Source organism: Streptomyces sp. NPDC048751, assembly GCF_043198595.1.
Classification (GTDB): Bacteria; Actinomycetota; Actinomycetes; order Streptomycetales; family Streptomycetaceae; genus Streptomyces.
Window position 1 is genome coordinate 60,407 of record NZ_JBICUX010000013.1, and the last position, 26,890, is coordinate 87,296.

Sequence of the window (26,890 nt, forward strand, 5' to 3'; positions counted from 1 at the left end):
TGGGCGGTCACGACCATGGGGAGGAGGAAGGGTGGCGGTGCGTGTACGGAGGAGACCGATGGCCAAGCCCGGCGGCTCGGACCGAGGTGCGGGTGTGGCGCGGGCCTGGGCCCAGCTCGCCCTGCTGTGCGTCGCCGGTGCCGTGGCGGCGGTGGTCGTCGGCGGGGGCTCCGGTGGGTGGCTGATCCTGCTGTTGGGTCTCGTCGGCCTCGCCCTGGCGGGCGCCGGCATCTGGTGGACCCTGGCGCACCGGGGAGCGGTCCGGCTGTTCGGCACCCTGCTGGCCCTGGCCGCACCCGTGGGCGTCCTGGTGCTCTACGCCGTGTCGGGCCTGTGGGTCGTGGCGGTGGCCGCGCTCGCGGCATGGACGGCCGCGCTGGCGTGCGCGCGCAGCGCCCTGCGCCGCCTCCGCCGACCGCATGGCATGCACAGCCGTTCGACCCGACCGCCCCGCCGACCGGTCCTGATCATGAATCCGCGGTCCGGGGGCGGGAAGGTCGGCCGGCACGGGCTCGTGGAGCGGGCCGAGGCGCTGGGCGCCCGCGTGGTGCTGCTCGACCTCGACGCCCACCCGGACCCCGTGGCCCTGGCGCGAGGGGCCGTCGCCGAGGGCGCGGACCTGCTCGGCGTCGCGGGCGGCGACGGCACCCAGGCGCTGGTGGCGGCCGTGGCCGCCGAACACGGCATCCCTTTCCTGGTCGTGGCCGCCGGAACGCGCAACCACTTCGCCATGGACCTGGGCCTGGACCGCGACGACCCGGCGACCGGCCTCGACGCGCTCACCGACGGCGTGGAACTGCGCATCGACCTCGGGGACGTGAACGGGCGGTCGTTCGTCAACACCGTCTCCTTCGGCACGTACGCGGAGATCGTGCAGAACCCGGACTACCGTGACGCCAAGGCGGCGACCGCACTCGACCAGCTGCCGGATCTGCTGGTCGGCGACGGTGGTACGTCCCTGGACGTGCGGACCGACGACACACGCGTGCACGCCCCGCAGGCGCTGCTGGTCAGCAACAACGCCTATGGGCGGGTCGATCCCCTGGGCGGCGGGCGCAGGCCCCGGCTCGACGCGGGCGCGCTCGGGGTGGTCGCGGTGCGTGTGGAGGGTCCGGCCCAGGCCGCGGAGCTGGCTCTGCGCGGCGAACGGGCCAGCGGCATTACTGTGTTGACGTCACGTCGCGTGGTCGTCGAGGCCGACGAGGAGTCCATCCCGGTGGCCGTCGACGGGGAGGCGCTCACCCTGCCCACGCCCGTCGTGTGCACCGTACGGCCCGGTGCGCTGCGGGTGCGGGTACCGAGACACCGCCCGGGCGCCACGTACGTGGCACCGTCCGTCGACTGGCGGCGCGTGGTCCGCCTCGCGCTGACCCGGTCACCCGACCGACCCCGTACGACTCAGGAGCACAGCGATGCTTGACCACCCGTCGCGGGAACACCCGGCCCTGCGCAGCCTGGTGCGCGACCTCGCCACCCTCGACCAGACGCTGTACGAGGCCGTGACGATCACCGAGACCCCCGCGCTGGACTCCGCCCTGCGGCGGCTGTCCGCCGCGGCGGACCACTCCAAGATCTCGTTCACGGTCGCCGGGCTCCTGGCCCTGTTCCCCGGCCGCCCCCGCCGCGCCGCCGCCCTCGGTGTCGCCGCCATCGGCGTGGCCTCGGCGACCGCCAACCTGCTCGGCAAGCGTCTCGTACGCCGTCCCCGGCCCCACCGGGCCGAGGACTCGCCGTTCCCCGGGCGGCATGTGCCGATGCCGGAGTCCGCGTCGTTCCCCTCCGGCCACACCGCCTCCGCCGTCGCCTTCGCCGCCGCCGTGGGGCCCGCGTGGCCGGCCGCCACGGTGCCGCTCGGCCTGCTCGCCTGCGCGGTGGGCTACTCGCGGATCCACACGGGGGTGCACTATCCGGGCGACGTCGTCGCGGGGGCCGTGCTGGGGACCGGTGCGGCGGCGGTGGTGCTCGCCGCGACGGCCCACCTGGAAACCCGCCTGGAGAAGTGACGGGGCTACCGGCCGGTGGGCGGCTCGTCGATCACGGACAGGGCCGCCTTCCCCAGAGTGAGCACTCCGTCGGACAGGGGCGTGCACCGCACGCCGCCCCCGCCGCGCAGCGCGCGCTGGGCGCCCGGGCCGACCGTGACGTCCATCCACGCGCACGGCCTGGCCGGACGGTTCACGGCGAACACGACGGGACCGGTGCCGGTGTCGAGGGAGAGCGTCGAACCGACGCAGGAGTCGATGTCGAAGCCGCGGATCAGGATGTTCCGGCGCGTCTGGAGCAGTCCGACGCCCGGATGGATGTCCAGGGGGAGGCGTTCCGCGGCCATGATCGTCACGGCCGCGTTCCGATGGGCCCGTCGGCCGAAGTAACGGTCGCCGACCAGCCCGAGCCCGTCGCGCACCTCCACCTGCCGCACCAGTTCGTCGTCCGGTGCGGCGGGTAGCCCGTCCGAGGGTCGTCCCGCCAGCCGGTGCGCCGACGAGACCAGGAGCTGGACCACCTCGACCTCGACCATGCGCCCCAGCTTACGGGTCCTTGCATAGTGCAAGGACCCGTAAGGGAGCCGGCGGACGTGACGTTCCGGCCGGGGGCCGGGGTCGAGGTGGCCGCGGTGCCGGAGGCGGACCGGTCAGCCGATGTGGTAGCTGTCCCCGTACACCTTCCAGTCCAGCGGCGGAGTCAGGTCCAGGTTGCCCTTGCGCAGGAAGACCCGCTGAGCGGTGTCCACCCGGCTGGTGTCGCTGTGCGCCTCCTCCTGCTTCATCGCCCAGACCCGGGCGTCCAGGAAGGCGTTGAGGTACGCGACCTCGTCGCCGCCCTGCGCCGGCGGCTTCGCGGAGCGCAGGGCGCGCTTGCGTATGTTGCGGAAGCTGGTCGGGTCGGTGCCGTCGCCGTGCATGACGATGGCGTCGTAGTACGCGAACTGACCCAGCACGCGCAGCCCGTCGGCCTTGCCCTGCTTGACGGCCGGGTTGAAGTACACGCGGTCGCGTTCGTCGTTCTGCGCCTGCTGGAACACCGTGTCACGGGCCGCCGTACGCCAGTCGGCGGGGAACGAGGGGTCGAGGCCGTTGTGCGAGTCGGTGCCGTTCACGCGGCGCAGGGCGGGCAGGTACCTGGCGAGCACGTTGCCGGGCTTGCGGTCGGCGTACAGCTCCACGAGGTCGAGCATGTCGCCGGTGCCGGAGCAGAAGCCGATGATGCCGGCGGTGTAGCCGCGGCCGTCGCCGATGTCCTCGATGTACTTGTACTGCGCCTTCCAGTCGAGCGAGGAGTTCTCCGCGCTCGAGACCAGCTTCATGGCGATCTCCTTCTTCGCCGGGTCGTCGAGGCCCACCGCGCGGGCGGCGGCGGAGGCGTGCGGGGCGCCCCACAGGGGGACGGCGGCCAGGGAGGCGCCCAGCAGCGTGAGGAGAGTACGGCGGGAGGGACCGGAGGCGGAACGTTCCGCCTCGTTGAGGATGCGTACCACTGAGACTCCAAGTGGCTTGTGGGGGCGGCCAGTTGATAGGAACGTTTCCTATCAGATGAGGGGTCAAGTGAACAGCCGTGCGAAGCCAAATGAGGTGCGGGAAAATCGGATGCCTGAAGCCGGGCGCCCTCCCTACGCTGCGCGCCATGAACGGAAACGGGCGAGCGCCGCTGCTGAACGTCGTCGACGTCGAAGCCACCTGCTGGCGGGGATCCCCGCCGCCCGGCGCCGTCAGCGAGATCATCGAGATCGGGCTGACCGTCGTCGACCTGGCGGCCCGGGAACGCGTCGCCCGGCATCGTCTCCTGGTGCGGCCCGCGCGGTCCGCCGTGAGCGAGTTCTGCACCGAGCTGACCGGCCTCACTCAGGCAGAGGTCGACACCGGTGTCGACTTCGCCGAGGCCTGCCGACAACTGGCGGCCCTCCACCGGGCCGGTGAGCGGGCGTGGGCGAGCTGGGGCGACTACGACCGGAACCAGTTCACCCGGCAGTGCGCGGCGACCCGCACGCCGTACCCCTTCGGCCGCCGCCACACCAACGCCAAGGCCGTCTTCACCGAGGCGTACGGCCTGCGCAAGCGCCCCGGCATGGCCCAGGCGCTGAAGATCGCGGGGCTGCCCCTCGAAGGGCGCCACCACCGGGGCGAGGACGACGCCTGGAACATCGCGGCCCTCGTACTGGACCTGACCGGACGCGGATCCTGGCCCGACGCCCTCGGTGACCGCACAGATCAAGCCGTCCCCTAAGCTCCTCGCCATGAACGAGGGGGACAGCGGCAGACGCGTCGTCGACGGCCGCTTCGAACTGCGGGTCAGGCTCGGTGGCGGCGGCATGGGCACGGTGTGGCGCGCACATGACCTGGTCCTGCGACGCGATGTGGCCGTCAAGGAAGTGCGGCCGCCGGACGTGGAGTACGCCCACGACCCCGACCGGGCGCGGATGCTGCGCGAACGCGTCCTGCGCGAGGCCAGGGCCCTCGCGAGGATCGACCACCCCAACGTGGTGACGATCCATCACATCGTCGACGGCGGGGAGGGCACCTTCCCCTGGATCGTCATGGAACTGGTCGACGGCGGTTCGCTCGCCGACGGTCTCGCCCGCGGGCCGATGACCCCGGCGGCAGCCGCCGAGCTGGGCCGCGGAGTGCTGGACGCCCTGCGGGCCGCCCACGACGCCGGCGTCGAGCACCGTGATGTGAAACCGGCCAACGTGCTGCTGCGCGCCGACGGCCGGCCGGTGCTCACGGACTTCGGGATCGCCGCGATCCGCGAGGCCACGACCCTGACCGCGACGGGGTCGATCATCGGGACCCCCGACTACATGGCTCCCGAGCGGGTCTCCGGCCACCCGGGCGGGCCCTCGGCGGACCTGTGGTCCCTGGCGATGATGCTGTACGTGGCCGTGGAGGGGCACCACCCGCTGCGCCGCGGCACCACCCTCGCCACCCTGGCCGCCGTCCTGCACGACGACGTGGCCCCACCGACCAGGGCCGGCGCTCTGACGCCCCTGCTGACAGCGGTACTGGTACGGGATCCCGCGGCACGTCCGGATGCCGGGACGGTGGCCCGGATGCTGGGGGCCGCTGCGGCGGCCCGGCCCGACACCGGCCCGCACCCGGCCGCGTCCCAGGCCGCGGCGGGCCAGGAGCCCACGTCCTACCCGCTCGCGCCACCGGCGTGGACACCCCCGCAGCAGGCGCCGGTGTGGTCCGCCCCGACGCACGCGCCCACCGACGCCCGTCCGTCCGCCCGGCCCCGGCGCGTCGCGCTCCTCGCCGTCGGGCTCGGCGCGGTGCTGGTGGGCGGAGCCCTCTGGGTGGCGCTGCCCGGGGGCGAGGATCGTACCGGCGGGTCCGCGGGCGCTCTCCGGGAAACCAGGAGCAACTCGCCCACCGCCTCGGACCGGAGGGGGACGCCGTCCGAGCAGGGCACCGCGAGCCCGTCCGGGAAGAATACCAAGGCGCCCTCCCCGGACAGCACCGCACCGGTCACCGACCTGCTGACCCCCGCCGGGATCCGCGAAGTCGTCGAGGCCTTCGACAAGAAGACGGGGAGCAGGAGCTACGGCTCTCTCAGCGTCTACCCGGAACACGCCTCGGCCAAGGTGATGGTCAGCGGCAGCCGGACCCGCTACGACACCTTCGACTACTGGGTCGATCGCGGCGTGGAAACGAGCATCATCAAGGGCACCCTGATCGGCGGTGACAAGCCGATGCGGGCGGACGACTTCGACTGGGACGCCGTCCCCGCCCTGCTGGCGCGCGCAGAGAAGGAGTTGAAAGTCGACAAGCCGACAAGTCGTTACCTGTTGGTGCAGCCGGCGAACGACCGACGGGACGCGACAGAGAGCATGGCTGTGTACATCAGCAACGACTACGGCGAAGGCGGCTATCTGTTGGCCGACCCGCAGGGAAACGTGCTCAGGGTCGTTTCCGGCTGATGTGTGGCGGCTCGCGGCCGCCAGTGTGACCACTGATACCCGTATGTCCCGAGTAAACCCGGGCAGGAGCTTTGGGGTGCGCGGGTCGATCGAGCCTGTGCAGGATTCGCGTAGGCGAAGATCGAGAGAAAGGGTTGACAGTGGTGAACGCCAAGCCCGGCGGGCAGCCCAGGTCCGGAGTGGCGAAGGCGATCGTGGACATGCCTCGGCAGGTCAGGGAGGACCTGACCCGAAGGCTGCGCCGCAGTAAGCGGGCCTTCCGCGAGGAGGACGTCCAGGTCGTCGAACCGCCGTTGCTGAAACGCGCGGTGGGAGCCTCGGCGCTCGGAAACTGTATGGAGTGGTTCGACTTCGGGGTCTACAGCTATCTCGCCGCGACCATCGGCAAGGTCTTCTTCCCCGGCGCCTCCCCGGGCGCCCAGCTGATCTCCTCGTTCGCGACCTTCGCCGCGGCCTTCGTCGTACGTCCGCTCGGCGGACTCGTGTTCGGGCCGCTCGGTGACCGGCTCGGCAGGCAGAAGGTGCTGGCCACCACCATGATCATGATGGCGGCGGGCACCTTCGCCATCGGTCTGATCCCCAGCTACGCGACCATCGGCATCGCCGCCCCGGTCCTGCTGCTCCTGGCCCGTATGGTCCAGGGCTTCTCGACGGGCGGCGAGTACGGGGGCGCCACCACCTTCGTCGCCGAGTACTCACCGGACCGCCGCCGGGGTTTCCTGTCCAGCTGGCTCGACTTCGGCACCTTCGTGGGCTACGCGCTCGGCTCGGCCCTGGTCACCCTGCTGAACCTGCTCCTCACCGACGCGGAGATGCTCTCCTGGGGCTGGCGCGTGCCGTTCCTGATCGCCGGTCCGCTCGGCGTGATCGGTCTGTACATGCGGCTGAAGCTGGAGGAGTCCCCGGCCTTCCAGCAGCAGCTCGACGAGCACGAGAAGAGCCTCGCCCAGGAGTCGGCGGGCAGCGAGCTCAAGAGCATCGTCAGGAACCACTGGAAGCCGCTGCTCATCTGCATGGGCCTGGTGCTGCTGTACAACGTCACCAACTACATGGTCACCGGCTTCCTGCCGACGTACCAGACGGAGACCCTGAACCGCTCCAGCAGCTCCGCCGACGTGCTGGTGCTCGTCGGCATGCTGTGGATCGTGGTGCTGATCACGTTCATCGGACGGCTCAGCGACCGGGTCGGCAGGCGTCCGGTCTACGGCTTCGCAGCGGTCGCGATGATCCTCCTCGCCGTGCCCTCCTTCATGCTGATCAAGATGCAGGGCACCTGGCCGCCCATCCTCGGCGTGCTGATCCTGTCCACCCTGCTGGCCTGCTTCGCCGCGCCGAGCGCCGCCACCCTGCCCGCGCTCTTCCCGACCGCGGTCCGGTACGCGGCCATGGGCATCGGCTTCAACTTCGCCGTCGCCGCGTTCGGCGGCACCACGCCGCTGGTCACCGAGGCGCTGATCAACGTCACCGGGGACGACATGATGCCCGCGTACTACTTGATCCTGGCCGGTGTCATCGGCCTGGTCACCGTGCGCTTCCTGCCGGAGAGCGCCCAGGTGCCGCTGCGCGGGTCGCAGCCCATGGTCGGCTCGCAGGAGGAGCAGCGGGAACTGATCAGCACGTCCCAGGAGTTGTACCGCTTCACTCGGAAGCCGTCCGGGGACGCGGAAGAGGCGTCCTCCGTTCCGGGCCGTCGGGAGCGGTGACGCCGGCGGCGACGTGGCGGAGGAAGCCCGCCGCGGTCGCGCCGTCGCAGACGCGGTGGTCGAAGGTCAGGGAGAGGTGCACGACCTTGCGCACCTCCACCCTGCCGTCCACCGCCCAGGGGCGGTCGACGACACGGCCCACGCCGAGCATCGCCGTCTGAGGGTGGTTCAGGATCGGTGTGGCGCCGTCGACGTCGAAGACCCCGTAGTTGTTCAGGGTGAACGTGCCGCCGGTGCGCAGGCCCGACGGGAGCGCGTCCCGGCGGGCCAGGTCGGTCAGGCGGCGCAACTCCTTCGCCAGGTCGTCGAGGGAGAGCCGGTCGGCGTCCCGCACGACCGGGACGACAAGACCGTGGGCGGTCTGCGCGGCGAAACCGAGGTGCACCGCGGGGAGCAGGACGATCTCCGCACGCTCGGTGTCGACACGGGCTTTGAGCGCGGGATGCGCGGCGAGCCCGGCCAGACACGCTCGGGCGAGCAGCGGCAGCAGGCCGGTGCCGTGGGTGGCACGGGCGGCGAGGAGCGCAGTGGCGTCGGCGTCGGCCCAGATGGTGACGGCGGGGGTGTCACGGTGGCCGCGGAGGAACTTGTCGGCGGTGGTGGAGTCGAGGGGGATGCGGGTGGCCGACCTGGTGTACGCCCCGGCGAACGACGCCGACCCGTTCGTCCCGTACCCGGTGAGCACCGCACCCGACCCGGACTCCGTACCGATCCACCTCCCGGCTCACGCTCCGACACCGTGAGCAGCGGCGCCCCCACCTTGACCACCTCGCCGGACCGGCAGTGCAGGGCCGTGACCGTCCCGGCGTGCGGACTCGGCAGCGTCACCACCGACTTGGCCGTCTCCACCTCCACCACGACCTGGTCGGGGGCGAGCTGTCGCCCACGGCGACCTTCCACTCCAGGACCTCGGCGTCCGCCAACCCCTCGCCCAGATCCGGGAGATGAAAGGTGAGGCCGGGCGAGTTCGCCTCGGAGGGGGCCGGGTTGTGTGAACCGGCCGCGGGTGTGGCGGGCAGCAGTCTGCGCAGTCCGTCGAGCACCCGGCCGACGCCCGGCAGATGCGCCTTCTCCAACAGCGGCGGCGGATACGGGATGTCGAGCCCCGTGACCCGCAGCACCGGCCCCCGCAGCGCGTCGAAGCACCGCTCCTGCACACGGGCCGCGATCTCCGCGCCCACACCGGCGAAACCCTGCGCCTCGTGCACCACCAGGCACCGCCCGGTCCGTCGTACGGACGCGGTGAGGGCCTGGTCGTCGAGCGGGACGAGGGTGCGCAGGTCGAGCACCTCGACGTCCAGGCCCTCGGCCGCGGCCGTGTGCGCCGCCTCCAGGGCGACGGCGACCGACGGGCCGTACGCGACGAGCGTGGCGTCGCGGCCGGCGCGGCGCACGGCGGCGGTGCCGAACGACCCGGTGCGGACGGGGAGTTGCACCGTCTCCCTGGTCCAGTACAGACGCTTGGGCTCCAGGAAGATCACCGGATCGGGATCGTCGATCGCCTCGCGCAGCAGCGAGTACGCGTCCGCCGCCGTCGCCGGGGTCACGACCTTCAGGCCCGCGGTGTGCGCACAGTACGCCTCGCTGGAGTCACCGTGGTGCTCCACGCCGCCGAGGCCGCCGCCGTAGGGGACGCGGACGACCAGCCCTCCAACTCGGCCCGCAGGGCGTCGCCCGGTACGGCGGCTGCTGCGGGAGGCGATCGAGAAGGGCACCTGCGACTTCGCTGCCGACGTGGCCGCGGGCATCCCGCTCGGCGCCATCTGCGACCTGCTCGGGGTCCCGGACGGCGACCGGGTGGAGGTGCTGCGACTGACCTCCTCGGCGCTGGGCTCGCACGACGCGGACAGCACGGCGGCGGACGCGTGGATCGCCAAGAGCGAGATCCTGCTCTCCTTCGCCAACCTCGCCCGCGAGCGGCGGGCGGGCGGGCACGCCGACGTCATCGCGCTGCTCGCGGCCAGCCGGGTGAACGGGCTGCCGCTGGACGACGACGAGATCATGCTCAACTGCTACAGCCTGATCCTCGGCGGCGACGGGACGGCCCGGCTGTCCATGGTCGGCGCCGCCCTCGCCCTGGCGGACCACCCCGACCAGTGGCAGGCGCTCAAGCGGGGCGACACCGGGATCGACACCGCGGTCGAGGAGATGCTCCGCTGGACGACTCCCGCCCTGCACTCGGGACGCACCGCCACCACCGACACCGAGGTCGGCGGGTGGCCGGTCGGCGCCGGTGACGTCGTCACCGTCTGGAACGCCTCCGCCAACCGCGACGAGCGCGTGTTCGACGAGCCCGACCGACTCCGTCTCGACCGGACCCCCGACAAACACGTCACCTTCGCCTACGGGCCGACTTCTGCCTCGGCGCCTACCTGGCCCGGGCCGAGATCGGGGCCGTCCTGGCGGGGCTGCGCGAGACGGTGGCGGAGCTGGAGCGGACGGGCCGACGCGGCCGGTCTACTCGAACTTCCTCAGCGGCCTCAGCTCACTGCCGCTGGCACTGAAGGGGGACCGACACAAGGGGAGCGGCAGGGGAAAGACAGGGGAGTGAGCGTGAGACGGGGGCTCGCCCGACTAGGCTCCGAGGCATGCGTATCTCCGTCTCCTCCGACATGGACGAACCCGTCGCCCGCTCCCTCGTCGAGCACCTGCGGGCCCGGGGCCACGAGGTGCGTACGCACGGGGCGCTGCGGGACGGCGACGACCCGCAGTGGGCGGTGTGCTCGGAGGCCGCCGCCCGTGAGGTGACCGCCGGGACGGCGGACCAGGCGGTGGTGTGCTGCTGGACCGGAACGGGCGCGTCCATCGCCGCGAACAAGGTGCCAGGAGTACGGGCGGCGCTGTGCACGGACGCGTACACCGCGGACGGCGCCCGTCGCTGGAACGACGCCAACGTACTCGCGCTGAGCCTGCGGCTGACCTCCGAGCCGCTGCTCAAGGAGATCCTTGACGCCTGGTTCGCCGCCGACGCCAGCGAGGACGCCGAGGACCGGGAGAACGTGGCCCACGTCGGGCGGCTGGATCGCGTCCGCGCCGACTCCTGAACCCGTTCCCCCGTCCCACGGCCCGCCGCAGGGCGCACACATCGGGGCGAACGGCGCAGAGGCGGGAGCAGGAGACCGGCGTGCGTGCGCCCTGTTACAGGGTCCCGCCGGGCACTTACAGTGTGGCGCCCAGCCCTGTGCCGTCCGTCGGCAGGGCGGAGCCCCACGAGCCCCACCCTTGTGGTCACCGGCCGCCCCGCCCGGCCGTCGCGACCTCTCCCGACGCGCCCCGCACACGGACGCGGCGGCCGGAGCGACGTGTCCCGAGGACCACTCGCGCGACAGGCACCACCCCCGTGAAACCGCTCGGACCCCGCAGCCGAGTGTCCGCGGTCCGAGCGCGTGTCCAGAGCCCTTGGAGGCCGCTGTGTCCCGACCGTGCATCGCCCTCATCGCCGACCCCACCTCGTCCGAAGGCTGCCGCGAGTACCTGGCCACAGCCGTCGAACTGCTCACCGGCGCACCCCCCGTCCGTATCGACGCCCGGCACTTCGCCACCGACGGATCCGGCCGCGGAGTCCGCGACGGCGACCGCTTACGGCTGCGGGTCCCCGAGGAGGGGCTGGACTTCGTGCCCGACGTCGTCGTGGTCTACGAGATCCAGCCGCACCGCCGCCGGGAACTCGCCGCCTTCCAACAGCTCCTCGAACTCCACCACGTGGTCACCCTCGCCACCGGCACGGACGCCTGGCGCACGGCGACCGAGAAGAACCTCACCGTGGAACGCTTCACCCGGGACGGCGTCGCCCAGATGGAGACCGTCGTCCTGTCCCGGCCCGGCCCACGCGAGGCGGAGGCGGCCTTCGACCGGCTCGGCGGGGACACCTGGGCCCGGCCCGTGATCGGCACGGGAGGCAACGACACCTTCCACGTCACCACGCCGGACCGGCTCAAGGACGCCGCGGCCTTCTACGCGGAGCGCGAGACCGACTGGCTGCTCTCCCGGGACGCCGGGAACATCCTGCCCGACGGCGCCCGTCACCAGTTCCGCGTCTTCGTCCTCGGCGGCCGGGTCGTCCACGCCCGGGAGCACATCCAGCCCCGGACCGACATCCCGTGCAACACCTGCCAGGGCGCCACCGCCGTCCACATCGCCCCGAGGGACCTGCCCGCGCGCCTCACCGAACTCGCCGTCGCGGCCACCGCCTCCGTCGGCCTGCCCTTCGCGGGTGTCGACCTGGCCGTCGAGAACGGCGGGGTCGTGTTCGAGGTCAACGTGCACCCCGCCTTCGTGGACGGGGAGATCGAACTGGAGAGGGTGGCCGTCCCGTACATCCAGGCCCACCTGGACGCCCTCACCCTCGCCCGGGGCGACCGGCCCATGGTCGCACCCCGGACGAGGGCGCCGCTCGGCCGAGGGGGCCGCCTGTCATCACACTGAGAGCAGGCGTACGCACCGGCATCCCGGCCGCGCCGAACGCGGTCGGGATGCCCGCACCTGCTCAGATCCGGTCGCCCTTCGGCCGGCCCCGCTGGTCCGGGGTGCCGTGCGGGGGTGGACTGAAGGGCTGGGACGAGGTCGCCGGGGAGACGGGGGAGCCCGTCCGCCCCCGGCTCTGCTCGGGGCGCAGGGCCCCGGGGTCGCCGGACGTCGGTTCCGCGCCCGCGTGCAGCTGCTCCAGACGGGAGGCCAGCACCGTCGTCACCGGGCGTCGGTCGGCGTGCTGGTGCTCGTACGCGATCAGCTCCTCGACTTCGCCGGCGGTCAGCGACCGCACGCGGCTCTCCAGGCTGCCGATCGGCAGATGGTCGTAATCGGGCAGTGGCAGGGCGCCGCGGCCGGAGTCGGCCATGGGTCTCACTCCCTGGGGATCGAAGGTCTGGGCCCGAACCGCGACGGCGGCCCGCCTCACGGCCCGCCTCACGGGACGGCCCTTCTCGGCGTGGGCTCACCGGCCTCAGTGGGCCCCCAGGCCGCCCCCGCCGAAGGAACCGCTGCTGCCGCGGCCCCAGCGCGGCCGCCGTTTGGAGGAGCTCGGACGGGTCTGCATGTTGGTCAGCTCGTACGGGGTGAGCGCATGGCCGTCCTTGGGAATCTGGGGGATCTCGTCGGGTTCCCGGTTCTGCTGGACCTCGTGGACGGGTCCCTCAGGGGGAAGGTGTGGCTGCTCGTCCGGTCGCGGCCGGGGCGACTCGTTGAGCTTGACGCGGTAGCCCAGCCACAGGCCACCGCCCAGTATGGCCACGACCGCCACCCCCACCACGAAGAGCGCGATGCTGAGCAGCCCGCTCGCTTCGGCCAGCTGCATGGTTGCGGTACTCATACCAGCTGAATACCCCCCGAAGGGGGAGCGAACCGGCCGATCCGCTTCCGCGACCGCCCGATGACCTCCCGCAGGGGGCCACGGCACGGGTTTGACGGGCTCCGCACCGGCTACCCGCCCTTACGTGATACCGACGACATCCCAGCAGGAGCTCTTCCGGTTCCTGGAGGACCGTTTCGCGTGTGCGCAGGCGTGTACCGAGTGCGCCCGTGCGTGCGCGCTGCGCGCGAGCCTCGTGGATCCGGACGGGACCGAACAGCAGGAACTCGTACGACGCAAGGGCATCATGTGCGCGGAGGTGTGCGACGCCACCTGCCGTGTGCTGTCCGAGCAGAACCATCTGGACGAGGCGGGTATCCGCGTCCAGCTGGAGTGGTGCCGGACCGTCTGCCTGGAGTCCGCACACGTCTTCGACGGGCAACCGGGCGCCGAGGAGAGCGCGGAGGCGTGCCGCGCCTGCGCGAAGGCCTGCACGGAGTTCATCGCCACCCTGGTCTGACCGTCTGACCGTCTGGCTGCGCCCCCGGCACCCCGGACCGCCGGGAGCGCCACGGCGACCCTCGGCGATGCGTCCCGGCCCGTTACCCGACATCCACGGCTGCCGCCGACAGGCCATCGGCCCTCCGACGCCCACCGCCCGCCCGGCCTCCCCGGGAACCCCCGCGCGATCGTGGCCGCCCGGCAGATCCTGACGTGTCGACTGGTGCGGGCGCATGTTTCATGGATGCCTTGAAGCCGGGTGGCTCGGTGGGTCTTCGCCGAGCGGTTGTCAGCCGTCCCGGAGTCACGGCCGCCGTCGCCGGGCGCCCGTCCGACCGTCTTTGCGTTGCGGTGGGACCGTGCGGGAGTCACGGCCGTCCGCCACGGCAGCCGTCCCGGGGCACCCGCGTGCCGCAAGGCTGCCGCAGGTCCGGTCGCCGACGCGCTATCGGACAGCGGGTGGGTCACGGGGTGGGTCGCGAAGCGCCGAGGCCCGCGACCGTCTGATCCAAGCCCCTCCGGGGTGAGCGGCTCAGTGTGCCGCCCCGCCCAGCGGGTGTCCGACCGTGACGTTCCAGCGGCCCGATCTGCCGCTGAGTTCGACGGCTGTGAGGGGTGGGACGTCTGTGCGCCACAGGGACTGGTCCGGTGCGCCGAGGGCGCGGACGATCGCGGCTCGGGACACCTCCGGCTCGACGACGGCGATGGTCCGCCCCGACGTACCGGCAGCCGTTTCCAGCCAGGCGGCCACGCGGTCGCACAGCGTCCGCACCGACTCCCCGCCGTGCGGGGCGGAGCCCGGATCCGACAGCCACTCGGCGAGAGCCGCGGGTTCGGCCGCGCTCACCTCCGCCAGGGTCGCCCCGCGCCAGCGGCCCGCGTCGAGCCCCGCGAGCTCGGGCCCGGTCGCGGCGTCGAGCCCGAGCGCCTCGGCCGTCTCGCGGCAGCGCGCGGTAGGAGAGGACCAGGCCCTCTCCCAGGCCGGCAGGGTGCCCGCGGCGGCCCGGGCCCGGCGCAGCCCCGCCGGGTCGAGGGGGCAGCCGTCGTCGAAGCGGGCCTCCCGCAGCGCCGCGCTGATCGCCGGTGAGATCAACATCACTCGGCTTGTCATGCCCACTCCGTCATCCTCGTCACTCCCGCGCTCAACACCCCTCCATATACGGTGACTTGACGGGTGACCAGTCCCGTCCGGGCGCACGCGGCCGAACACGCGCCCTTGGCCGATTCCCTGCGTCGCGGTACGGTCACGTCGAAACCGACGACGGTACGTGGAAGCCGGTGGGAATCCGGCACGGTCGCGCCACTGTATGCCGGGCACGCACTGCGGTGCGGGCCGGGTGAGTCAGACCCGCGTCCGTCGTCCTGTGCACCACCGATACGGGACGCGAGTTCCCCCAGGAGGTCCTGCCATGGCGCAGTCCGCCGTCCAGCCGAGCGCTGCCCCCACTGCCGTACCCGAGAAGCTGCCGATCGGCGCGATCGTCCCCTGGGCGGTCTTCTTCGGCATCCTGATGCTGGTCCTGCTCTACTTCGTCGGCGCCGAACAGGGCGCCACCTCCGTGATGTCCGGCGAGGACGTCCACGAGTGGGTGCACGACGCGCGCCACCTGCTCGGCTTCCCCTGCCACTGACGGCCGGGGAAGGACGTACCCGCCCATGAACTCCACCACGGTCCGCACCCTCCTGGTGCGGGGCATGCTCGCGGGCCTCGCCGCGGGCCTGCTCGCCCTCGTCGTCGCCTACTTCCTGGGCGAGTCGAGGGTCGACGCCGCCATCGCCTTCGAGGAGGCGCACGCCCACCACCACGGGGGAGGCGCCGAACCCGTCAGCCGCACGATGCAGTCCACCGCGGGCCTGTCCACCGGTGTCCTCGTCTACGGCGTCGCGTTCGGCGGCATCGCCGCCCTCGCGTACTGCTTCGCCCTCGGCCGCATCGGTCGCTTCGGGCCGCGCGCGAGCGCGCTGCTCCTGGCGACGGCCGGCCTGGTCGCGGTGTACGTCGTGCCGTTCCTGAAGTACCCCGCCAACCCGCCCGCCGTCGGCGACCCCGACACGATCGGACAGCGAACGACCCTCTATTTCCTAATGGTGGTGCTGAGCGTCCTGCTCGCCGTCGCCACCGTCATCCTGGGCCGGCGCCTTGCGCCGCGCCTGGGCAACTGGAACGCGACCCTCGTCGCGGGCGCGTTCTTCGTCCTGGCCGTCGGGCTGGCGTACGCCTTCCTGCCGTCCTTCAACGAGGTCCCCGAGCACTTCCCGGCCACCCTGCTGTGGCAGTTCCGCCTGGCGGCACTCGCCGTGCAGGCCACCCTGTGGACCACCTTCGGGCTGGTCTTCGGGCTGCTCGCGGAACGCGTCCTCGCGCCACGGACCACGGCGCAGGAGGTCGCCGCCGCACGGCCGACTCCCGTGGCATCGTGACCGGTTCCCGGTAGAACAGGCCCTCGGCGCCCGGGCCGAGGGCCTCTTCATGTCTCCCCGCCATTCCCAATTATTGGAACACGTTCTACCGTGTGCGCCGTCAGGACCGGCCCAGGGGAGCCAGGAGGCGCCGTGCATCTCGACCACACGCCCGAGCAGCAGCGGCTGCGCAGTGAACTGCGCGCCTACTTCGCCGAGTTGGTGCCCGACAACGCCCACACCCGGCACGCCGACCCCGCCGCCCAGAAGCGCTTCTACCGCGAGACGATCCGGCGGCTCGGCACGGACGGCTGGCTCGGCGTGGGCTGGCCCACGGAGTACGGCGGGCGCGGACTGACCGCGATGGAACAGTTCATCTTCTTCGACGAGGCCGCCCAGGCGGGCGTCCCGCTGCCCCTGATGGCGCTCAACACCGTCGGCCCCACGATCATGCGGTTCGGCACGGACGAGCAGAAGGCGTACTTCCTGCCGAGGATCCTCTCGGGCGAGATCGACTTCGCGATCGGCTACAGCGAGCCCGGCGCGGGCACCGACCTGGCGTCCCTGAAGACCCGCGCGGTGCGCGAGGGCGAGGAGTACGTCGTCAACGGCCAGAAGATCTGGACCACCAACGGCGACACCGCCGACTGGGTGTGGCTCGCCGTCCGCACCGACCCCGAGGCACCGCCCCACAAGGGCATCACCATGCTCCTCGTCCCGACCACCGACCCCGGCTACTCCTGCACCCTCATCAACACCCTCGCCGGGCACGACACCACGGCCAGCTACTACGAGGACATCCGCGTCCCCGTCTCCCGCCGCGTCGGCGCCGAGAACCAGGGCTGGCGGCTGATCACCAACCAGCTCAACCACGAGCGCGTCACCCTCGCCGCCCACGGCACCATGGCCATCCGCGCCCTGCACGACGTGCAGCGCTGGGCCATGGAGACCAAGCTCGCCGACGGCCGCCGCGTGGTCGACCTGCCCTGGGTGCGCCGTCTCCTCGCCCGCACCCACACCCGGCTCGACGCCCTCAAGCTCCTCAACTGGCAGATGGTCACCGCCGTCCAGAACGGCACCCTCACCCCGCAGGACGCCTCCGCCGTCAAGGTCTACGGCTCCGAGGCGCGCCGGGACGCCTACGCGGCACTCCTGGAGATCGTCGCCGCTCCCGGCGCGCTGCGGGAGGGCTCGGCCGGCGCGGTCCTCCGCGGCGAACTGGAGCGCGGCTACCGCTCGGCGGTCATCTTCACCTTCGGCGGCGGCAACAACGAGATCCAACGCGAGATCATCTCGTGGATCGGTCTGGGGATGCCGAGGGTCCGGCGTTAGCCTGCTTTGTGACGAGGATTTTTAGTCGGCTCAGAAGAGGGATAACTGGCACCAAGATCACGGGGGCTTTGAGAGGTGCCGGCGCACACCTCGATGCAGGATGTGCGGCCGGCCATCGCCTTCGAGCCGCTGGCGGCGGTCTGCGTGATGCCTGACGAGCCAATTCGGCGGAGTGCAGCCTGCTGCCCACGGCGACAGGGACAGCTGAGCCCGTCCCCTCGCCGTGGGCTCCTCAACCCGGTCCGCCCAGCATGATCTTCCACACCCGGGTCGCGACCTGCAGGTTGAGGCGGTCCTCCACGTCCGTGAGGTCATGGCCGCTGATCTCACGGATGCGCTGGAGCCGGTAGCGCAGCGTGCTGCGGTGGATCGCGAGGGATTCGGCGGTCTCGGCGTAGTTGCCGCCGCAGTCGAAGTACCGGGACAGGGTCTCCACGAGCGCCGTACGGTGCCGGCCGTCGTAGTCGACGAGCTGTCCGAGCCATTCCCGAACGAAGGCCTCCAGCTCCTGGTGTTCGTTTCCAGGCCCCAGGATGCGGTAGAGGCCCAGATCGTCGAAGAACGTCGTGCCGTATCGACTTCGGGACCGGCGCCGTACCTCCAGGGCACGCAGTGCTTCCTGGTAGCGGCCGGGGATACCGTCCGGGGTGTCGCAGCGGGCGCTCACCCCGATCATCCCGTCCGGTGTCCCGGTCTCCCGGGCGAGCGACTCGTACAAGGCGTGGTCGTGGGGCCTGCCCTCGGCGACCAGGACCACGTGGTCGGAACGCCGAGTCACCAGCGACGGCATGCCCACGGCCGAAGCCGCCCGGCCCACGGTCCGCGCGAAAGCGTCGTCCGCGGCCCGGTTCCCCCACTGCACGACGACCACGTACTGGATGCGGTGCAGGTCGTGTCCGAACGCCTCGGACCGGGCGTAGGCGCTCGCCTCGTCCGTGCCCTCCAGAAGATCGTCGACCAGTTCGCGGCACAATCGCAGCTCGACCTCAGCCAGATGGCGCACGTGCGACAGTTCCACGGCGAGTGACGTGGCGGCGTGCTCCAGCGCGAACACGGTGTACTCGTCGGCGTCGTCCCGGGGATCGACCAGGGCCAGTACTCCGAGGACCTCACCGCGGGGGCGTACCAGGGAGATCAGCCGGTCCTTGATGCGCACAGCTCCGGCTCTCCGGGCGATGGTCTGGAGCATCTCCTCATGGCGTGCGGGGTCCGGTTCCGGATAGGGGTCGGGTCGGCCGGGACCGGTCCAGGACCGCAGTCGGCCGAAGCGGTCCTCCACCAGCACGGGAAATCCGGTGAGCTCATGCAGTGCGCTGGTGATGGCCTCCTCGCCGCCGCCCGAGGACGCGACCTCGGCGAGGGCCTCGTGCACGGCCCGCTGATATCCCAGCTCGACCACGAGAGAGATCAGCCGCTGCTGGAAGGCTGCCCGTTCCCGTCGCAGTCGGTGCAGCTCCAGGGCGTCTTCCCGCTGCAGGCGGTGCGCGACGGCGACCGACAGGGCCGCGGCGGTGAGGCGTACGAGCATGGCGAGCAGGACGTGCTGGGCTTCGGTGGGCCGGGACCGGGACGTCACCACAAGGTAGCCGTGCAGTCCACCGGGTCCGTGCAGGGCCAAGGCCCGGCCCCTGGACCGGCCGGGAACGGTTACGGGGACGTCCCGCCCTGTCAGCTCTCGCACCGTCCGGTCGACGGCTGACGTATGACCCGGCCCGACCTGCGGGCTGGGAACCATATGGCCGTGCACCGTGAGGTATCCGGCCTCGGCTCTGTACGGGCCGACAGCCGACACGTGGTCCATGGCCAGGCGCAGGATCTCGCTTTCGTCCCGAGTGTCGAACTGGGCGCGAGAGACTGCCGACAGCATGTGGGATGCCAGGGTGGAAAGGGACCGGCGGGACCCTCGCCGCGAGATCGTGGGGTGCTGTCCCAGACGGCCCGGCGGAAGGCCGCCTTCCCGGTCGGGACGGCGTCGGTGCATGCTCCGGCCCCTGAAGCCGGCCATGGGATCACTCCCTTCCCTGAGCCCCCGGAGAAGTGACAGCGCCTCTCCTCTACGCCTTCCCCGCAACGTACCCGAGATGTCCGGGAGGCTCCGTCTCGTGCTCGCGGGGGGACGGGCTCCGTTGTTCTTTGACCTGCCGGGTGCAGGCGCAGAGCTGTTCGGTTCGCGAGTCTGGGGCGTGCCGGGGGCCGCCGTGCGCACCGGCAGGAAGGGCTGGGCGATGAGCGAGCAGCCTCGTAGGAACGTTGCCACGTACGAGACGTACCAGGAAGCCGAACGCGCTGTCGACCACCTCTCGGACCAGGGGTTTCCCGTGCAGAGGGTGGCCATCATCGGCCAGGACGTCCGCCTCGTCGAGCAGGTCGTCGGCCGTATGGACTATGGCAGGGCCGCCCTGCACGGAGCGGGGAGCGGGGCCCTTCCCGGAGCGCTGATCGGCTGGCTCTTCGGCCTGGTCGACTGGGTGGACCCGCTCGTATCCGCGCTGCTCGTCGCCCTCTACGGCCTGATTTTCGGAGCGATCGTGGGCGCGCTGTTCGGCCTGCTGCTGTACGCCCTGCAGGGCGGCCGACGGGACTTCGCCTCCGTCCGCTCGATGCAGCCCACCCGGTACGACGTCGTCGTGGACGAAGCAGTCGCCGATGAGGCCGTACGGCTGCTCGGCGGGCTGCAGACCACCGGCGTCGGCGGACGTCCCGCCCATACATGAACGATCGGACCGCAGGTGCGGCGCATGCCGCCGCACCGGGAGGAGTTCCTCATGGCCAAGGCAGTGGGCATCGACCTGGGCACCACAAACTCGGTGATCGCCGTGTGGGAGGGCGGCGAACCTTCCGTCGTGCCCAACAGCGAGGGCAACCGTACGACACCGTCCGTGGTGGCCTTCACCGACACCGGGGAACGGCTGGTGGGTCAACTGGCCCGGCGCCAGGCGATCCTCAACCCCAAGGGCACCATCTACTCGGCCAAGCGGTTCATCGGCCGGCACTTCGACGAGATCCCGGACGAGGCCAGGGCGGTGGCGTACGACGTCGTCGAGGGCCCGGGCGGCGTCGCCCGCTTCAAGGTGCGCGACAAGCTCTATGCTCCCGAGGAGATCAGCGCCCAGGTGCTGCGCAAACTCGCCGACGACGCCTCCAAGCAACTCGGGGAACGGGTCACGGAGGCCGTCATCACCGTGCCCGCCTACTTCAACGACGCCCAGCGCACCGCCACCAAGGACGCCGGGCGGATCGCGGGACTGGAAGTGCTGCGGATCATCAACGAGCCGACCGCGGCCGCCCTCGCGTACGGCATGGACAAGAAGCAGCACGAGACGGTGCTGGTCTTCGACCTCGGCGGCGGCACGTTCGACGTGAGCATCCTCGACGTGGGCGACGGCGTGGTGGAGGTGCGTTCCACAGCGGGCGACAGTCACCTGGGCGGTGACGACTTCGACCGGCGACTGGTGGATTACCTCGCGGACGACTTCCAGAAGGAGAACGGCATCGATCTGCGCAAGGATCCGCAGGCCCTGCAACGTCTGTTCGAAGCGGCGGAGAAGGCCAAGACCGAGCTGAGTTCGGTGACGCAGACACAGGTCAGCCTGCCGTTCATCACCGCCGATGCCTCGGGCCCCAAGCACCTCACCGACTCGGTCATGCGGTCCACGTTCGATCAGATCACCAGCGACCTGGTGGAGCGGTGCCTGGGACCGGTCCAGCAGGCCATGGCCGACGCCAAGGTCGGCGAGAGCGACATCGACGAGGTCATCCTCGTCGGCGGTTCCACCCGCATCCCCGCCGTCCAGGCCCTCGTGCGCCGGCTGACCGGCGGCAAGGAACCCAACATGAGCGTCAACCCCGACGAGGTCGTGGCCCTGGGTGCCGCGATCCAGGCCGGGGTGCTCAAGGGCGAGGTCAAGGACGTCCTGCTGCTCGATGTCACGCCCCTGTCGCTGGGTGTCGAGACACGCGGCGGCGTGATGACGAAGATCATCGAGCGGAACACCACCATCCCGGTGCGCCGCAGCGAGACCTTCTCCACCGCCGAGGACAACCAGCCCGCCGTCGACATCGTCGTACTCCAGGGCGAGCGCGAACGGGCAGCCGACAACCGGGTGCTCGGCCGCTTCCAGCTCACCGACATCCGTCCGGCGCCGCGCGGCGAACCGCAGGTCGAGGTCACCTTCGACATCGACGCCAACGGCATTCTCAACGTCAAGGCCCGAGACCGGGACACCGGCAAGGAACAGGGCATCACCATCACCGAGAGCTCCAACCTCGACCGGAGCGAGGTCGAGCGCATGGTCCAGGAGGCCGAGCGCAACCAGGGCCAGGACCAGGCCCTGCGCGAGGCCGTCGACGCCCGCAACGAGCTCGACGCCGTCGCCTACCAGGTCGACAAGCGCCTCGCCGAGCTGGGCGACGCCGCACCCGCGCACGAGAAGGCACGCGCCGAGATGCTGGTGTCGGATGCCCGGGCGGCGGTCAAGGAGGAGGCAGGCGTGGAGCGGGTGCGGCCCCTGACCTCCGAACTCCAGCAGGTGCTGTCAGGGCTGGCGGCGCATCAGGGCGGCGCCACCACGGGCGGTCCCGACCAGGGCACCACCGGGGACGGTGCGACCGGCGGCGGCCCGAGCGGCGGTGGCGGTGACGACGACGTCATCGATGCCGAGTTCGACAAGGACTGAGGAACCGCCATGCCGATCCACCCCAGGGAATCCGACCCGGCCGTGCCGGACCCGGCCGACCCGGCTCCGGAGGGCGCCGTACGCCCTCCCCGAGGGGATCTTCCGCGCTCGGGCACGCCGACGGGGCCGGGGGCTGACACGGACGCGGAACCCGGCCCCGACGCGGCCGGCGGCCCCGCACCGTCCGAGGACGAGCTCACGGCCGAGCTCAAGGAACTCGAGGACCGCTGGCGGCGCGCGCTCGCCGACCTCGACAACTTCCGCAAGCGCCACACCAGGGAACTGGAGCGGGAGCGGACGGCCGAGCGGTCCCGCACGGCCGCCGCCTTCCTGCCCGTGCTGGACAACCTCGAACTCGCCCTGATCCATGCCGGATCCGACCCCGGCGCGATCGTGGAGGGTGTCAGGGCGGTCCGCGACCAGGCGGTGAACGTCCTCGAACTGCTCGGCTACCCGCGGCACGCGGAAACCGGCGTCGCCTTCGACCCCGCCCGGCACGAGGTGGTCGGCGTCGTCCAGGACCCCGACGCCCCACCGGGCACGGTCGTCGAGGTGCTGCGCCCGGGCTACGGGGACGGGGAACGGCAGCTCAGGCCCGCCGCCGTGACTGTCGCGAAGCGGGAGTGACCGGTCATGGCACAGGACTTCTACGAGGTGCTGGGCGTGTCACGGACCGCGAGCCAGGACGAGATCCAGCAGGCATATCGCCAACTCGCCCGCAAGTACCACCCCGACGTCAACAAGGACCCGGGGGCGGAGGAACGCTTCAAGGACCTCAACGAGGCGTACAGCGTCCTTTCGGACCCCAGGACACGGGCCCGTTACGACCGCTTCGGTGAGGACTTCCGCAAGATCCCCGAGGACTTCGACGAACGGGTCGCGGCCGGAGCGGGCGGCGGCTTCCGCGCTCGGAGGACCGCTGGTGCGGGCGGCCCCCGCGTCCGGTACACCGGCTTCGGCGACGACTTCGCAGCGGAGGGCGTCGACATCGAGGACCTGCTCGGCTCGCTCTTCGGAGCAGGCGCCGCCCCCGGCGGTGTACCGGGGGCCGACCAGGAGGCCGAGCTGCCGCTCACCGTCGAGGAGGCGTACAGGGGCGGCCGCCGTACCGTCACGCTCGCCGGCCCCACCGGGCAGCCGCGACGGTACGAGGTCGACGTACCGCCCGGCGTCACCGACGGGCAGCGCATCCGCCTGGCGGGCGAGGGCGGCCGGGGCAGTGGTGACGCCGCCGCGGGCGACCTGTACCTGCGGGTGCGTATCCAGCCCCACCCCCGGTTCCGGCTGGACGGCCGCGACGTCCACGTACAGCTCCCCGTCACCCCCTGGGAGGCGGCCCTGGGTGCGACCGTGCCGGTGCCCACCCCCGGCGGCGGCACGGCCAAGGTCACGGTGCCCGCGGGCTCGTCCAGCGGCCGGCGACTGCGGCTGCGCGGCGAGGGCATGCCGAACCCGCGCGGCGCGAACGGTGACCTGTACGCCGAACTCCGCGTCATGGTGCCGCCCGCCCTCGGCGACCGGGAGCGCGAGCTGTTCGAGGAGCTCGCCGCCACCTCTTCGTACGACCCCAGGAGGACGTGATGAGCGACCGACCCTCATGGGCGTCGACCGGCGGTCGGACCGCCCGGGCCGACGCGGGCGGGCGTCCCGTACGGACGAGCGCCGGCTCCACGGCCGTGCGGTACGCGCTCGTCCCCGTGCCCAGGCTTTCCCTGGACACCGTGGCCCTCCGCTCGGGCCTCCACCCCGACCTGGTCCGCCGGTTCGTCGCCCTCGGACTGGTCGACGCCGAGCGCGACGCCGCGGGGCACCTCGTGTTCGACCCCGCGGCCCCGGCGGTCCTCGCCCGCGTCCAGCGGCTGCGCTCCGGACTCTGCCTCAACTACGCATCCATCGGTCTGGTGCTCGACCTGCTCGACCGCATCAGCCTGCTCGAAGCCGCACTGCGCGAGCGCGGCAGGAGGAGTGACTCACCCCCATGGACATGAACCGTCTCACCCAGAAGTCACAGGAAGCCCTCCAGGAGGCGCAGACCGCCGCCGTCCGCATGGGGCAGACCGAGGTAGACGGTGAGCACCTGCTGCTCGCGCTCCTCGACCAGGAGGACGGCCTGATCCCCCGGCTGCTGCAACAGGCGGGCAGGGAGCCCGGGCAGCTCCGGGAAGCCGTGCGCGAAGAGCTGGCGCGCCGCCCCAGTGTCACCGGACCCGGCGCGGCCCCAGGTCAGGTGCTCGTCACCCAGCGGCTCGCGCGCCTGCTGGACGCGGCCGAGCGGGAGGCCAAACGCCTCAAGGACGAATACGTGTCCGTGGAGCACCTCCTGCTGGCCCTGGCCGAGGAGGGCTCGTCCACCGCCGCCGGACGGCTGCTCAAGGAGCACGGCATCACCCGGGACTCGTTCCTGAGCGCGCTGACCCGGATCCGCGGCAACCAGCGCGTGACCTCGGCCAACCCCGAAGTGGCGTACGAAGCCCTGGAGAAGTACGGCCGCGACCTGGTCGCCGAGGCCAGGGACGGCAAACTCGACCCGGTCATCGGCCGGGACGCCGAGATCCGCCGCGTCACCCAGATCCTCAGCCGCAAGACCAAGAACAACCCCGTCCTCATCGGCGACCCAGGCGTCGGCAAGACCGCCATCGTCGAGGGCCTCGCCCAGCGCATCGTCCGCGGCGACGTGCCCGAAGGACTGCGCGACAAGACCGTGTTCGCTCTCGACATGGGCTCGCTGGTGGCCGGGGCGAAGTACCGGGGCGAGTTCGAGGAACGCCTCAAGGCCGTGCTGTCCGAGGTGAAGGCCGCCCAGGGGCACATCCTGCTCTTCGTCGACGAACTCCACACCGTCGTAGGCGCGGGCGCCGCCGAAGGAGCCATGGACGCGGGCAACATGCTCAAGCCGATGCTCGCCCGTGGCGAACTCCACATGATCGGTGCCACCACCCTCGACGAGTACCGCAAGCACATCGAGAAGGACGCCGCCCTCGAACGCCGCTTCCAGCAGGTGCTGGTCGACGAGCCGAGCGTGGAGGACACCATCTCCATCCTGCGCGGACTGCGCGAACGCCTGGAAATCTTCCACGGCGTGAAGATCCAGGACACCGCGCTGGTCTCCGCGGCCACCCTCAGCCACCGCTACATCACCGATCGGTTCCTGCCCGACAAGGCCATCGACCTCGTCGACGAGGCGTGCGCCCGGTTGCGTACCGAGATCGACTCGATGCCCGCCGAACTCGACGAGATCACCCGCCGCGTCACCCGCCTGGAGATCGAGGAGGCCGCCCTCTCCAAGGAGACCGACCTCGCGAGCAAAACCCGCCTCGAGGAACTGCGCAGGGAACTCGCCGACCTGCGCGGCGAGGCAGACGCCAAGCACGCCCAGTGGGAGGCCGAACGGCAGGCCATCCGCCGCGTGCAGGAACTGCGCCAGGAACTGGAGCAGGTCCGCCACGAGGCGGAGGAGGCAGAACGCGCCTACGACCTCAACCGCGCCGCCGAACTCCGCTACGGCCGCCTCCAGGACCTGGAGCGCCGGCTCGCCGCAGAGGAGGAGCAACTGGCCGCCAAGCAGGGGCAGAACCGGCTGCTGCGTGAGGTCGTCACGGAGGAGGAGATCGCCGAGATCGTCGCCGCCTGGACCGGCGTCCCCGTCGCCCGTCTCCAGGAGGGCGAACGCGAGAAGCTGCTGCGCCTCGACGAGATCCTGCGCGAGCGCGTCATCGGCCAGGACGAGGCCGTCAAGCTCGTCGCCGACGCCATCATCCGCGCCCGCTCCGGCATCCGGGACCCGCGCCGCCCCATCGGCTCGTTCATCTTCCTCGGCCCCACCGGCGTCGGGAAGACCGAGCTGGCCAAGACCCTCGCCCGAGCTCTCTTCGACTCCGAGGAGAACATGGTCCGCCTCGACATGAGCGAGTACCAGGAGCGGCACACCGTCAGCCGGCTGATGGGTGCCCCGCCCGGGTACGTCGGCTACGAGGAAGGCGGTCAACTCACGGAGGCCGTACGCCGCAAGCCGTACTCGGTTGTGCTGTTCGACGAGATCGAGAAGGCGCACACCGATGTCTTCAACACCCTGCTGCAGATCCTCGACGACGGCCGCATCACCGATGCTCAGGGCCGCACCGTCGACTTCCGCAACACCGTGATCATCATGACGTCCAACATCGGCTCCGAGCACCTCCTCGACGGCGTCACCGCCGAGGGTGAGATCAAGCCGGACGCCCGCGCCCTGGTGATGGGTGAGCTGCGCGGGCACTTCCGCCCGGAGTTCCTCAACCGCGTCGACGACATCGTGCTGTTCAAGCCGCTCGGTGAGCGGCAGATCGAGCGGATCGTGGAGCTGCAGTTCGACGAGCTGCGGCAACGGGTCGCCGAACGCCGCATCACCGTCGAACTCACCGACGCAGCACGGGAGGTGATCGCCCACCAGGGCTACGACCCGGTCTACGGGGCCCGGCCGCTGCGGCGTTACATCTCCCACGAGGTCGAGACGCTGGTCGGGCGCGCCCTGCTGCGCGGCGACGTCCAGGACGGCGCGAAGGTCCGCGTCGACGCCGAGCACGGAGAGCTGGTCGTCACCTACGACCAGCCCGAGGACGTGAAGGGAGCGAGGGCGGCATGAGTACCGTGCAAGCCACCAACGTCACCTGCCCGCACTGCGGGCGCACCAACCGGGTACCCGTGGCCGCCGAGGGCCGCCCCAGGTGCGCCAACTGCAAGCAGCCTCTGCCGTGGATGGCCGACGCGGGCGACGACGACTTCACCGAGGTCGTCGAGCAGGCCACCGTGCCCGTCGTCGTCGACCTGTGGGCCACCTGGTGCGGCCCCTGCCGCATGGTGAGCCCCGCGCTGGAGAAGGTCGCCGCCGACCTCGCGGGAAAGATCAAGCTGGTCAAGGTCGACATCGACAAGAACCCGCGCTTGGCGCAGCGGTTCGAGGTCCAGGCAGTACCGACGCTGTTGGTCCTCGACAAAGGACAGACCATCGCCCGGCAGGCGGGTGCCGCACCTGCCCCTGCCCTGCAGCGGTGGGTGGAGCAGTCGATCGCGGGCCGCGAACCGGCCGGGAAAGGGTGATCAG

27 protein-coding genes and 1 riboswitch are annotated in these 26,890 nt (G+C 71.6%); of the genes, 19 read left to right on the forward strand and 8 right to left on the reverse strand.

Annotated elements, in window-relative coordinates:
• Positions 1-58 precede the first annotated feature (58 nt).
• Together ACGFNV_RS34190 and ACGFNV_RS34195 are read left to right on the forward strand one after the other, a co-directional pair.
• Complete coding sequence (locus tag ACGFNV_RS34190; RefSeq protein WP_393627884.1) at positions 59-1,420, forward strand: diacylglycerol/lipid kinase family protein; 1,362 nt, start codon at positions 59-61, stop codon at positions 1,418-1,420.
• Complete coding sequence (locus tag ACGFNV_RS34195; protein ID WP_393627885.1) at positions 1,413-2,003, forward strand: phosphatase PAP2 family protein; 591 nt, start codon at positions 1,413-1,415, stop codon at positions 2,001-2,003. Before ACGFNV_RS34190 ends, ACGFNV_RS34195 begins: the two co-directional genes overlap by 8 nt.
• A gap of 5 nt (positions 2,004-2,008) precedes the next feature.
• Here the strand turns inward: ACGFNV_RS34195 and ACGFNV_RS34200 are convergent, their stop codons facing one another.
• Positions 2,009-2,518 carry a molybdenum cofactor biosysynthesis protein gene (locus tag ACGFNV_RS34200; RefSeq protein ID WP_393627887.1) on the reverse strand — a complete coding sequence of 170 codons (510 nt, stop codon included), beginning with the start codon at positions 2,516-2,518 and terminating at the stop codon, positions 2,009-2,011.
• Positions 2,519-2,632: 114 nt separating this feature from the next.
• On the reverse strand, positions 2,633-3,475 hold the full coding sequence (locus ACGFNV_RS34205) for a chitosanase (protein WP_393627889.1): 843 nt from the start codon (positions 3,473-3,475) through the stop codon (positions 2,633-2,635).
• Between the two features lie 146 nt (positions 3,476-3,621).
• On the opposite strand from ACGFNV_RS34205, the gene ACGFNV_RS34210 reads away from it, so the two are divergent.
• From ACGFNV_RS34210 to ACGFNV_RS34220, 3 genes are all read left to right on the forward strand, one after another.
• The gene (locus tag ACGFNV_RS34210) at positions 3,622-4,221 is read left to right on the forward strand and encodes an exonuclease domain-containing protein (protein WP_393627891.1); all 600 of its coding nucleotides are present in this window, start codon (positions 3,622-3,624) and stop codon (positions 4,219-4,221) included.
• A gap of 10 nt (positions 4,222-4,231) precedes the next feature.
• Positions 4,232-5,914, forward strand: coding sequence for a protein kinase (locus ACGFNV_RS34215; RefSeq protein ID WP_393627893.1), 1,683 nt, complete (start codon positions 4,232-4,234; stop codon positions 5,912-5,914).
• 200 nt (positions 5,915-6,114) lie between these two features.
• Complete coding sequence (locus tag ACGFNV_RS34220) at positions 6,115-7,617, forward strand: MFS transporter (protein WP_393628186.1); 1,503 nt, start codon at positions 6,115-6,117, stop codon at positions 7,615-7,617.
• Here ACGFNV_RS34220 and ACGFNV_RS34225 read toward each other — a convergent pair.
• Together ACGFNV_RS34225 and ACGFNV_RS34230 are read right to left on the reverse strand one after the other, a co-directional pair.
• Complete coding sequence (locus ACGFNV_RS34225) at positions 7,553-8,302, reverse strand: 2-oxo acid dehydrogenase subunit E2 (protein WP_393627895.1); 750 nt, start codon at positions 8,300-8,302, stop codon at positions 7,553-7,555. The genes ACGFNV_RS34220 and ACGFNV_RS34225 overlap by 65 nt on opposite strands.
• A gap of 139 nt (positions 8,303-8,441) precedes the next feature.
• Positions 8,442-9,365 carry a transketolase C-terminal domain-containing protein gene (locus ACGFNV_RS34230; RefSeq protein ID WP_393627897.1) on the reverse strand — a complete coding sequence of 308 codons (924 nt, stop codon included), beginning with the start codon at positions 9,363-9,365 and terminating at the stop codon, positions 8,442-8,444.
• Here ACGFNV_RS34230 and ACGFNV_RS34235 point away from each other — a divergent pair.
• From ACGFNV_RS34235 to ACGFNV_RS34245, 3 genes are all read left to right on the forward strand, one after another.
• Positions 9,352-10,365 carry a cytochrome P450 gene (locus ACGFNV_RS34235; protein WP_393627899.1) on the forward strand — a complete coding sequence of 338 codons (1,014 nt, stop codon included), beginning with the start codon at positions 9,352-9,354 and terminating at the stop codon, positions 10,363-10,365. The two genes, ACGFNV_RS34230 and ACGFNV_RS34235, sit on opposite strands and share 14 nt — an antisense overlap.
• The gene (locus ACGFNV_RS34240) at positions 10,287-10,661 is read left to right on the forward strand and encodes an RpiB/LacA/LacB family sugar-phosphate isomerase (protein ID WP_393627901.1); all 375 of its coding nucleotides are present in this window, start codon (positions 10,287-10,289) and stop codon (positions 10,659-10,661) included. Before ACGFNV_RS34235 ends, ACGFNV_RS34240 begins: the two co-directional genes overlap by 79 nt.
• A gap of 367 nt (positions 10,662-11,028) precedes the next feature.
• A complete protein-coding gene (locus ACGFNV_RS34245) occupies positions 11,029-12,042 on the forward strand; it encodes a RimK family alpha-L-glutamate ligase (protein WP_393627903.1) in 1,014 nt (337 codons plus the stop codon).
• A 61-nt stretch (positions 12,043-12,103) separates the two neighbouring features.
• Here the strand turns inward: ACGFNV_RS34245 and ACGFNV_RS34250 are convergent, their stop codons facing one another.
• Both ACGFNV_RS34250 and ACGFNV_RS34255 read right to left on the reverse strand, forming a co-directional pair.
• Positions 12,104-12,454 carry a hypothetical protein gene (locus ACGFNV_RS34250; protein WP_393627905.1) on the reverse strand — a complete coding sequence of 117 codons (351 nt, stop codon included), beginning with the start codon at positions 12,452-12,454 and terminating at the stop codon, positions 12,104-12,106.
• A 105-nt stretch (positions 12,455-12,559) separates the two neighbouring features.
• Positions 12,560-12,925 carry a DUF6479 family protein gene (locus ACGFNV_RS34255; protein ID WP_393627907.1) on the reverse strand — a complete coding sequence of 122 codons (366 nt, stop codon included), beginning with the start codon at positions 12,923-12,925 and terminating at the stop codon, positions 12,560-12,562.
• A gap of 127 nt (positions 12,926-13,052) precedes the next feature.
• Between ACGFNV_RS34255 and ACGFNV_RS34260 the strand changes: the two genes are divergently transcribed.
• Positions 13,053-13,424: a four-helix bundle copper-binding protein gene (locus tag ACGFNV_RS34260; protein ID WP_393628188.1), complete on the forward strand. Its 372-nt coding sequence runs from the start codon at positions 13,053-13,055 to the stop codon at positions 13,422-13,424.
• 513 nt (positions 13,425-13,937) lie between these two features.
• Here the strand turns inward: ACGFNV_RS34260 and ACGFNV_RS34265 are convergent.
• Positions 13,938-14,516, reverse strand: coding sequence for a histidine phosphatase family protein (locus tag ACGFNV_RS34265; protein ID WP_393627909.1), 579 nt, complete (start codon positions 14,514-14,516; stop codon positions 13,938-13,940).
• A 114-nt stretch (positions 14,517-14,630) separates the two neighbouring features.
• A riboswitch (cobalamin riboswitch) is annotated at positions 14,631-14,778 on the forward strand.
• A gap of 36 nt (positions 14,779-14,814) precedes the next feature.
• Between ACGFNV_RS34265 and ACGFNV_RS34270 the strand changes: the two genes are divergently transcribed.
• From ACGFNV_RS34270 to ACGFNV_RS34280, 3 genes are all read left to right on the forward strand, one after another.
• On the forward strand, positions 14,815-15,036 hold the full coding sequence (locus ACGFNV_RS34270) for a CbtB-domain containing protein (RefSeq protein WP_037679945.1): 222 nt from the start codon (positions 14,815-14,817) through the stop codon (positions 15,034-15,036).
• Positions 15,037-15,061: 25 nt separating this feature from the next.
• Complete coding sequence (locus ACGFNV_RS34275) at positions 15,062-15,826, forward strand: CbtA family protein (protein WP_133931573.1); 765 nt, start codon at positions 15,062-15,064, stop codon at positions 15,824-15,826.
• Positions 15,827-15,958: 132 nt separating this feature from the next.
• Positions 15,959-17,137 carry an acyl-CoA dehydrogenase family protein gene (locus tag ACGFNV_RS34280; protein ID WP_393627911.1) on the forward strand — a complete coding sequence of 393 codons (1,179 nt, stop codon included), beginning with the start codon at positions 15,959-15,961 and terminating at the stop codon, positions 17,135-17,137.
• Positions 17,138-17,369: 232 nt separating this feature from the next.
• On the opposite strand, the gene ACGFNV_RS34285 is transcribed toward ACGFNV_RS34280, so the two are convergent.
• Positions 17,370-19,118 carry a PucR family transcriptional regulator gene (locus ACGFNV_RS34285; protein WP_393628190.1) on the reverse strand — a complete coding sequence of 583 codons (1,749 nt, stop codon included), beginning with the start codon at positions 19,116-19,118 and terminating at the stop codon, positions 17,370-17,372.
• A gap of 244 nt (positions 19,119-19,362) precedes the next feature.
• Between ACGFNV_RS34285 and ACGFNV_RS34290 the strand changes: the two genes are divergently transcribed.
• Genes ACGFNV_RS34290 through trxA form a run of 7 tightly spaced genes read left to right on the forward strand, consistent with a single transcriptional unit; the run spans position 19,363 to position 26,886 of the window.
• Positions 19,363-19,851 carry a general stress protein gene (locus ACGFNV_RS34290; RefSeq protein ID WP_393627913.1) on the forward strand — a complete coding sequence of 163 codons (489 nt, stop codon included), beginning with the start codon at positions 19,363-19,365 and terminating at the stop codon, positions 19,849-19,851.
• Positions 19,852-19,902: 51 nt separating this feature from the next.
• Positions 19,903-21,813, forward strand: coding sequence for a molecular chaperone DnaK (gene dnaK / locus ACGFNV_RS34295; RefSeq protein WP_393627915.1), 1,911 nt, complete (start codon positions 19,903-19,905; stop codon positions 21,811-21,813).
• Between the two features lie 9 nt (positions 21,814-21,822).
• The gene (locus ACGFNV_RS34300) at positions 21,823-22,440 is read left to right on the forward strand and encodes a nucleotide exchange factor GrpE (RefSeq protein ID WP_393627916.1); all 618 of its coding nucleotides are present in this window, start codon (positions 21,823-21,825) and stop codon (positions 22,438-22,440) included.
• A gap of 6 nt (positions 22,441-22,446) precedes the next feature.
• On the forward strand, positions 22,447-23,394 hold the full coding sequence (locus tag ACGFNV_RS34305) for a DnaJ C-terminal domain-containing protein (RefSeq protein WP_393627918.1): 948 nt from the start codon (positions 22,447-22,449) through the stop codon (positions 23,392-23,394).
• Complete coding sequence (locus tag ACGFNV_RS34310) at positions 23,394-23,801, forward strand: chaperone modulator CbpM (RefSeq protein ID WP_393627920.1); 408 nt, start codon at positions 23,394-23,396, stop codon at positions 23,799-23,801. The genes ACGFNV_RS34305 and ACGFNV_RS34310 overlap by 1 nt, the downstream gene beginning before the upstream one ends.
• On the forward strand, positions 23,792-26,431 hold the full coding sequence (gene clpB, locus ACGFNV_RS34315; RefSeq protein ID WP_393627921.1) for an ATP-dependent chaperone ClpB: 2,640 nt from the start codon (positions 23,792-23,794) through the stop codon (positions 26,429-26,431). The genes ACGFNV_RS34310 and clpB overlap by 10 nt, the downstream gene beginning before the upstream one ends.
• On the forward strand, positions 26,428-26,886 hold the full coding sequence (trxA, locus tag ACGFNV_RS34320; protein WP_030039833.1) for a thioredoxin: 459 nt from the start codon (positions 26,428-26,430) through the stop codon (positions 26,884-26,886). Before clpB ends, trxA begins: the two co-directional genes overlap by 4 nt.
• The last annotated feature ends 4 nt before the right edge of the window (positions 26,887-26,890 follow it).

Bases quoted from the DNA above. Each gene is read 5' to 3' on its own strand.
- trxA (WP_030039833.1), top strand. From the start codon at position 26,428: ATGAGTACCGTGCAAGCCACCAACGTCACCTGCCCGCACTGCGGGCGC.
- ACGFNV_RS34275 (WP_133931573.1), top strand. From the start codon at position 15,062: ATGAACTCCACCACGGTCCGCACCCTCCTGGTGCGGGGCATGCTCGCG.
- ACGFNV_RS34230 (WP_393627897.1), bottom strand. From the start codon at position 9,365: ATGCCCGCGGCCACGTCGGCAGCGAAGTCGCAGGTGCCCTTCTCGATC.
- ACGFNV_RS34300 (WP_393627916.1), top strand. From the start codon at position 21,823: ATGCCGATCCACCCCAGGGAATCCGACCCGGCCGTGCCGGACCCGGCC.
- ACGFNV_RS34210 (WP_393627891.1), top strand. From the start codon at position 3,622: ATGAACGGAAACGGGCGAGCGCCGCTGCTGAACGTCGTCGACGTCGAA.
- ACGFNV_RS34190 (WP_393627884.1), top strand. From the start codon at position 59: ATGGCCAAGCCCGGCGGCTCGGACCGAGGTGCGGGTGTGGCGCGGGCC.
- clpB (WP_393627921.1), top strand. From the start codon at position 23,792: ATGGACATGAACCGTCTCACCCAGAAGTCACAGGAAGCCCTCCAGGAG.
- ACGFNV_RS34290 (WP_393627913.1), top strand. From the start codon at position 19,363: ATGAGCGAGCAGCCTCGTAGGAACGTTGCCACGTACGAGACGTACCAG.
- ACGFNV_RS34255 (WP_393627907.1), bottom strand. From the start codon at position 12,925: ATGAGTACCGCAACCATGCAGCTGGCCGAAGCGAGCGGGCTGCTCAGC.
- ACGFNV_RS34310 (WP_393627920.1), top strand. From the start codon at position 23,394: ATGAGCGACCGACCCTCATGGGCGTCGACCGGCGGTCGGACCGCCCGG.
- ACGFNV_RS34250 (WP_393627905.1), bottom strand. From the start codon at position 12,454: ATGGCCGACTCCGGCCGCGGCGCCCTGCCACTGCCCGATTACGACCAT.
- dnaK (WP_393627915.1), top strand. From the start codon at position 19,903: ATGGCCAAGGCAGTGGGCATCGACCTGGGCACCACAAACTCGGTGATC.
- ACGFNV_RS34220 (WP_393628186.1), top strand. From the start codon at position 6,115: ATGCCTCGGCAGGTCAGGGAGGACCTGACCCGAAGGCTGCGCCGCAGT.
- ACGFNV_RS34265 (WP_393627909.1), bottom strand. From the start codon at position 14,516: ATGACAAGCCGAGTGATGTTGATCTCACCGGCGATCAGCGCGGCGCTG.
- ACGFNV_RS34285 (WP_393628190.1), bottom strand. From the start codon at position 19,118: ATGCACCGACGCCGTCCCGACCGGGAAGGCGGCCTTCCGCCGGGCCGT.
- ACGFNV_RS34200 (WP_393627887.1), bottom strand. From the start codon at position 2,518: ATGGTCGAGGTCGAGGTGGTCCAGCTCCTGGTCTCGTCGGCGCACCGG.
- ACGFNV_RS34215 (WP_393627893.1), top strand. From the start codon at position 4,232: ATGAACGAGGGGGACAGCGGCAGACGCGTCGTCGACGGCCGCTTCGAA.
- ACGFNV_RS34270 (WP_037679945.1), top strand. From the start codon at position 14,815: ATGGCGCAGTCCGCCGTCCAGCCGAGCGCTGCCCCCACTGCCGTACCC.
- ACGFNV_RS34305 (WP_393627918.1), top strand. From the start codon at position 22,447: ATGGCACAGGACTTCTACGAGGTGCTGGGCGTGTCACGGACCGCGAGC.
- ACGFNV_RS34195 (WP_393627885.1), top strand. From the start codon at position 1,413: ATGCTTGACCACCCGTCGCGGGAACACCCGGCCCTGCGCAGCCTGGTG.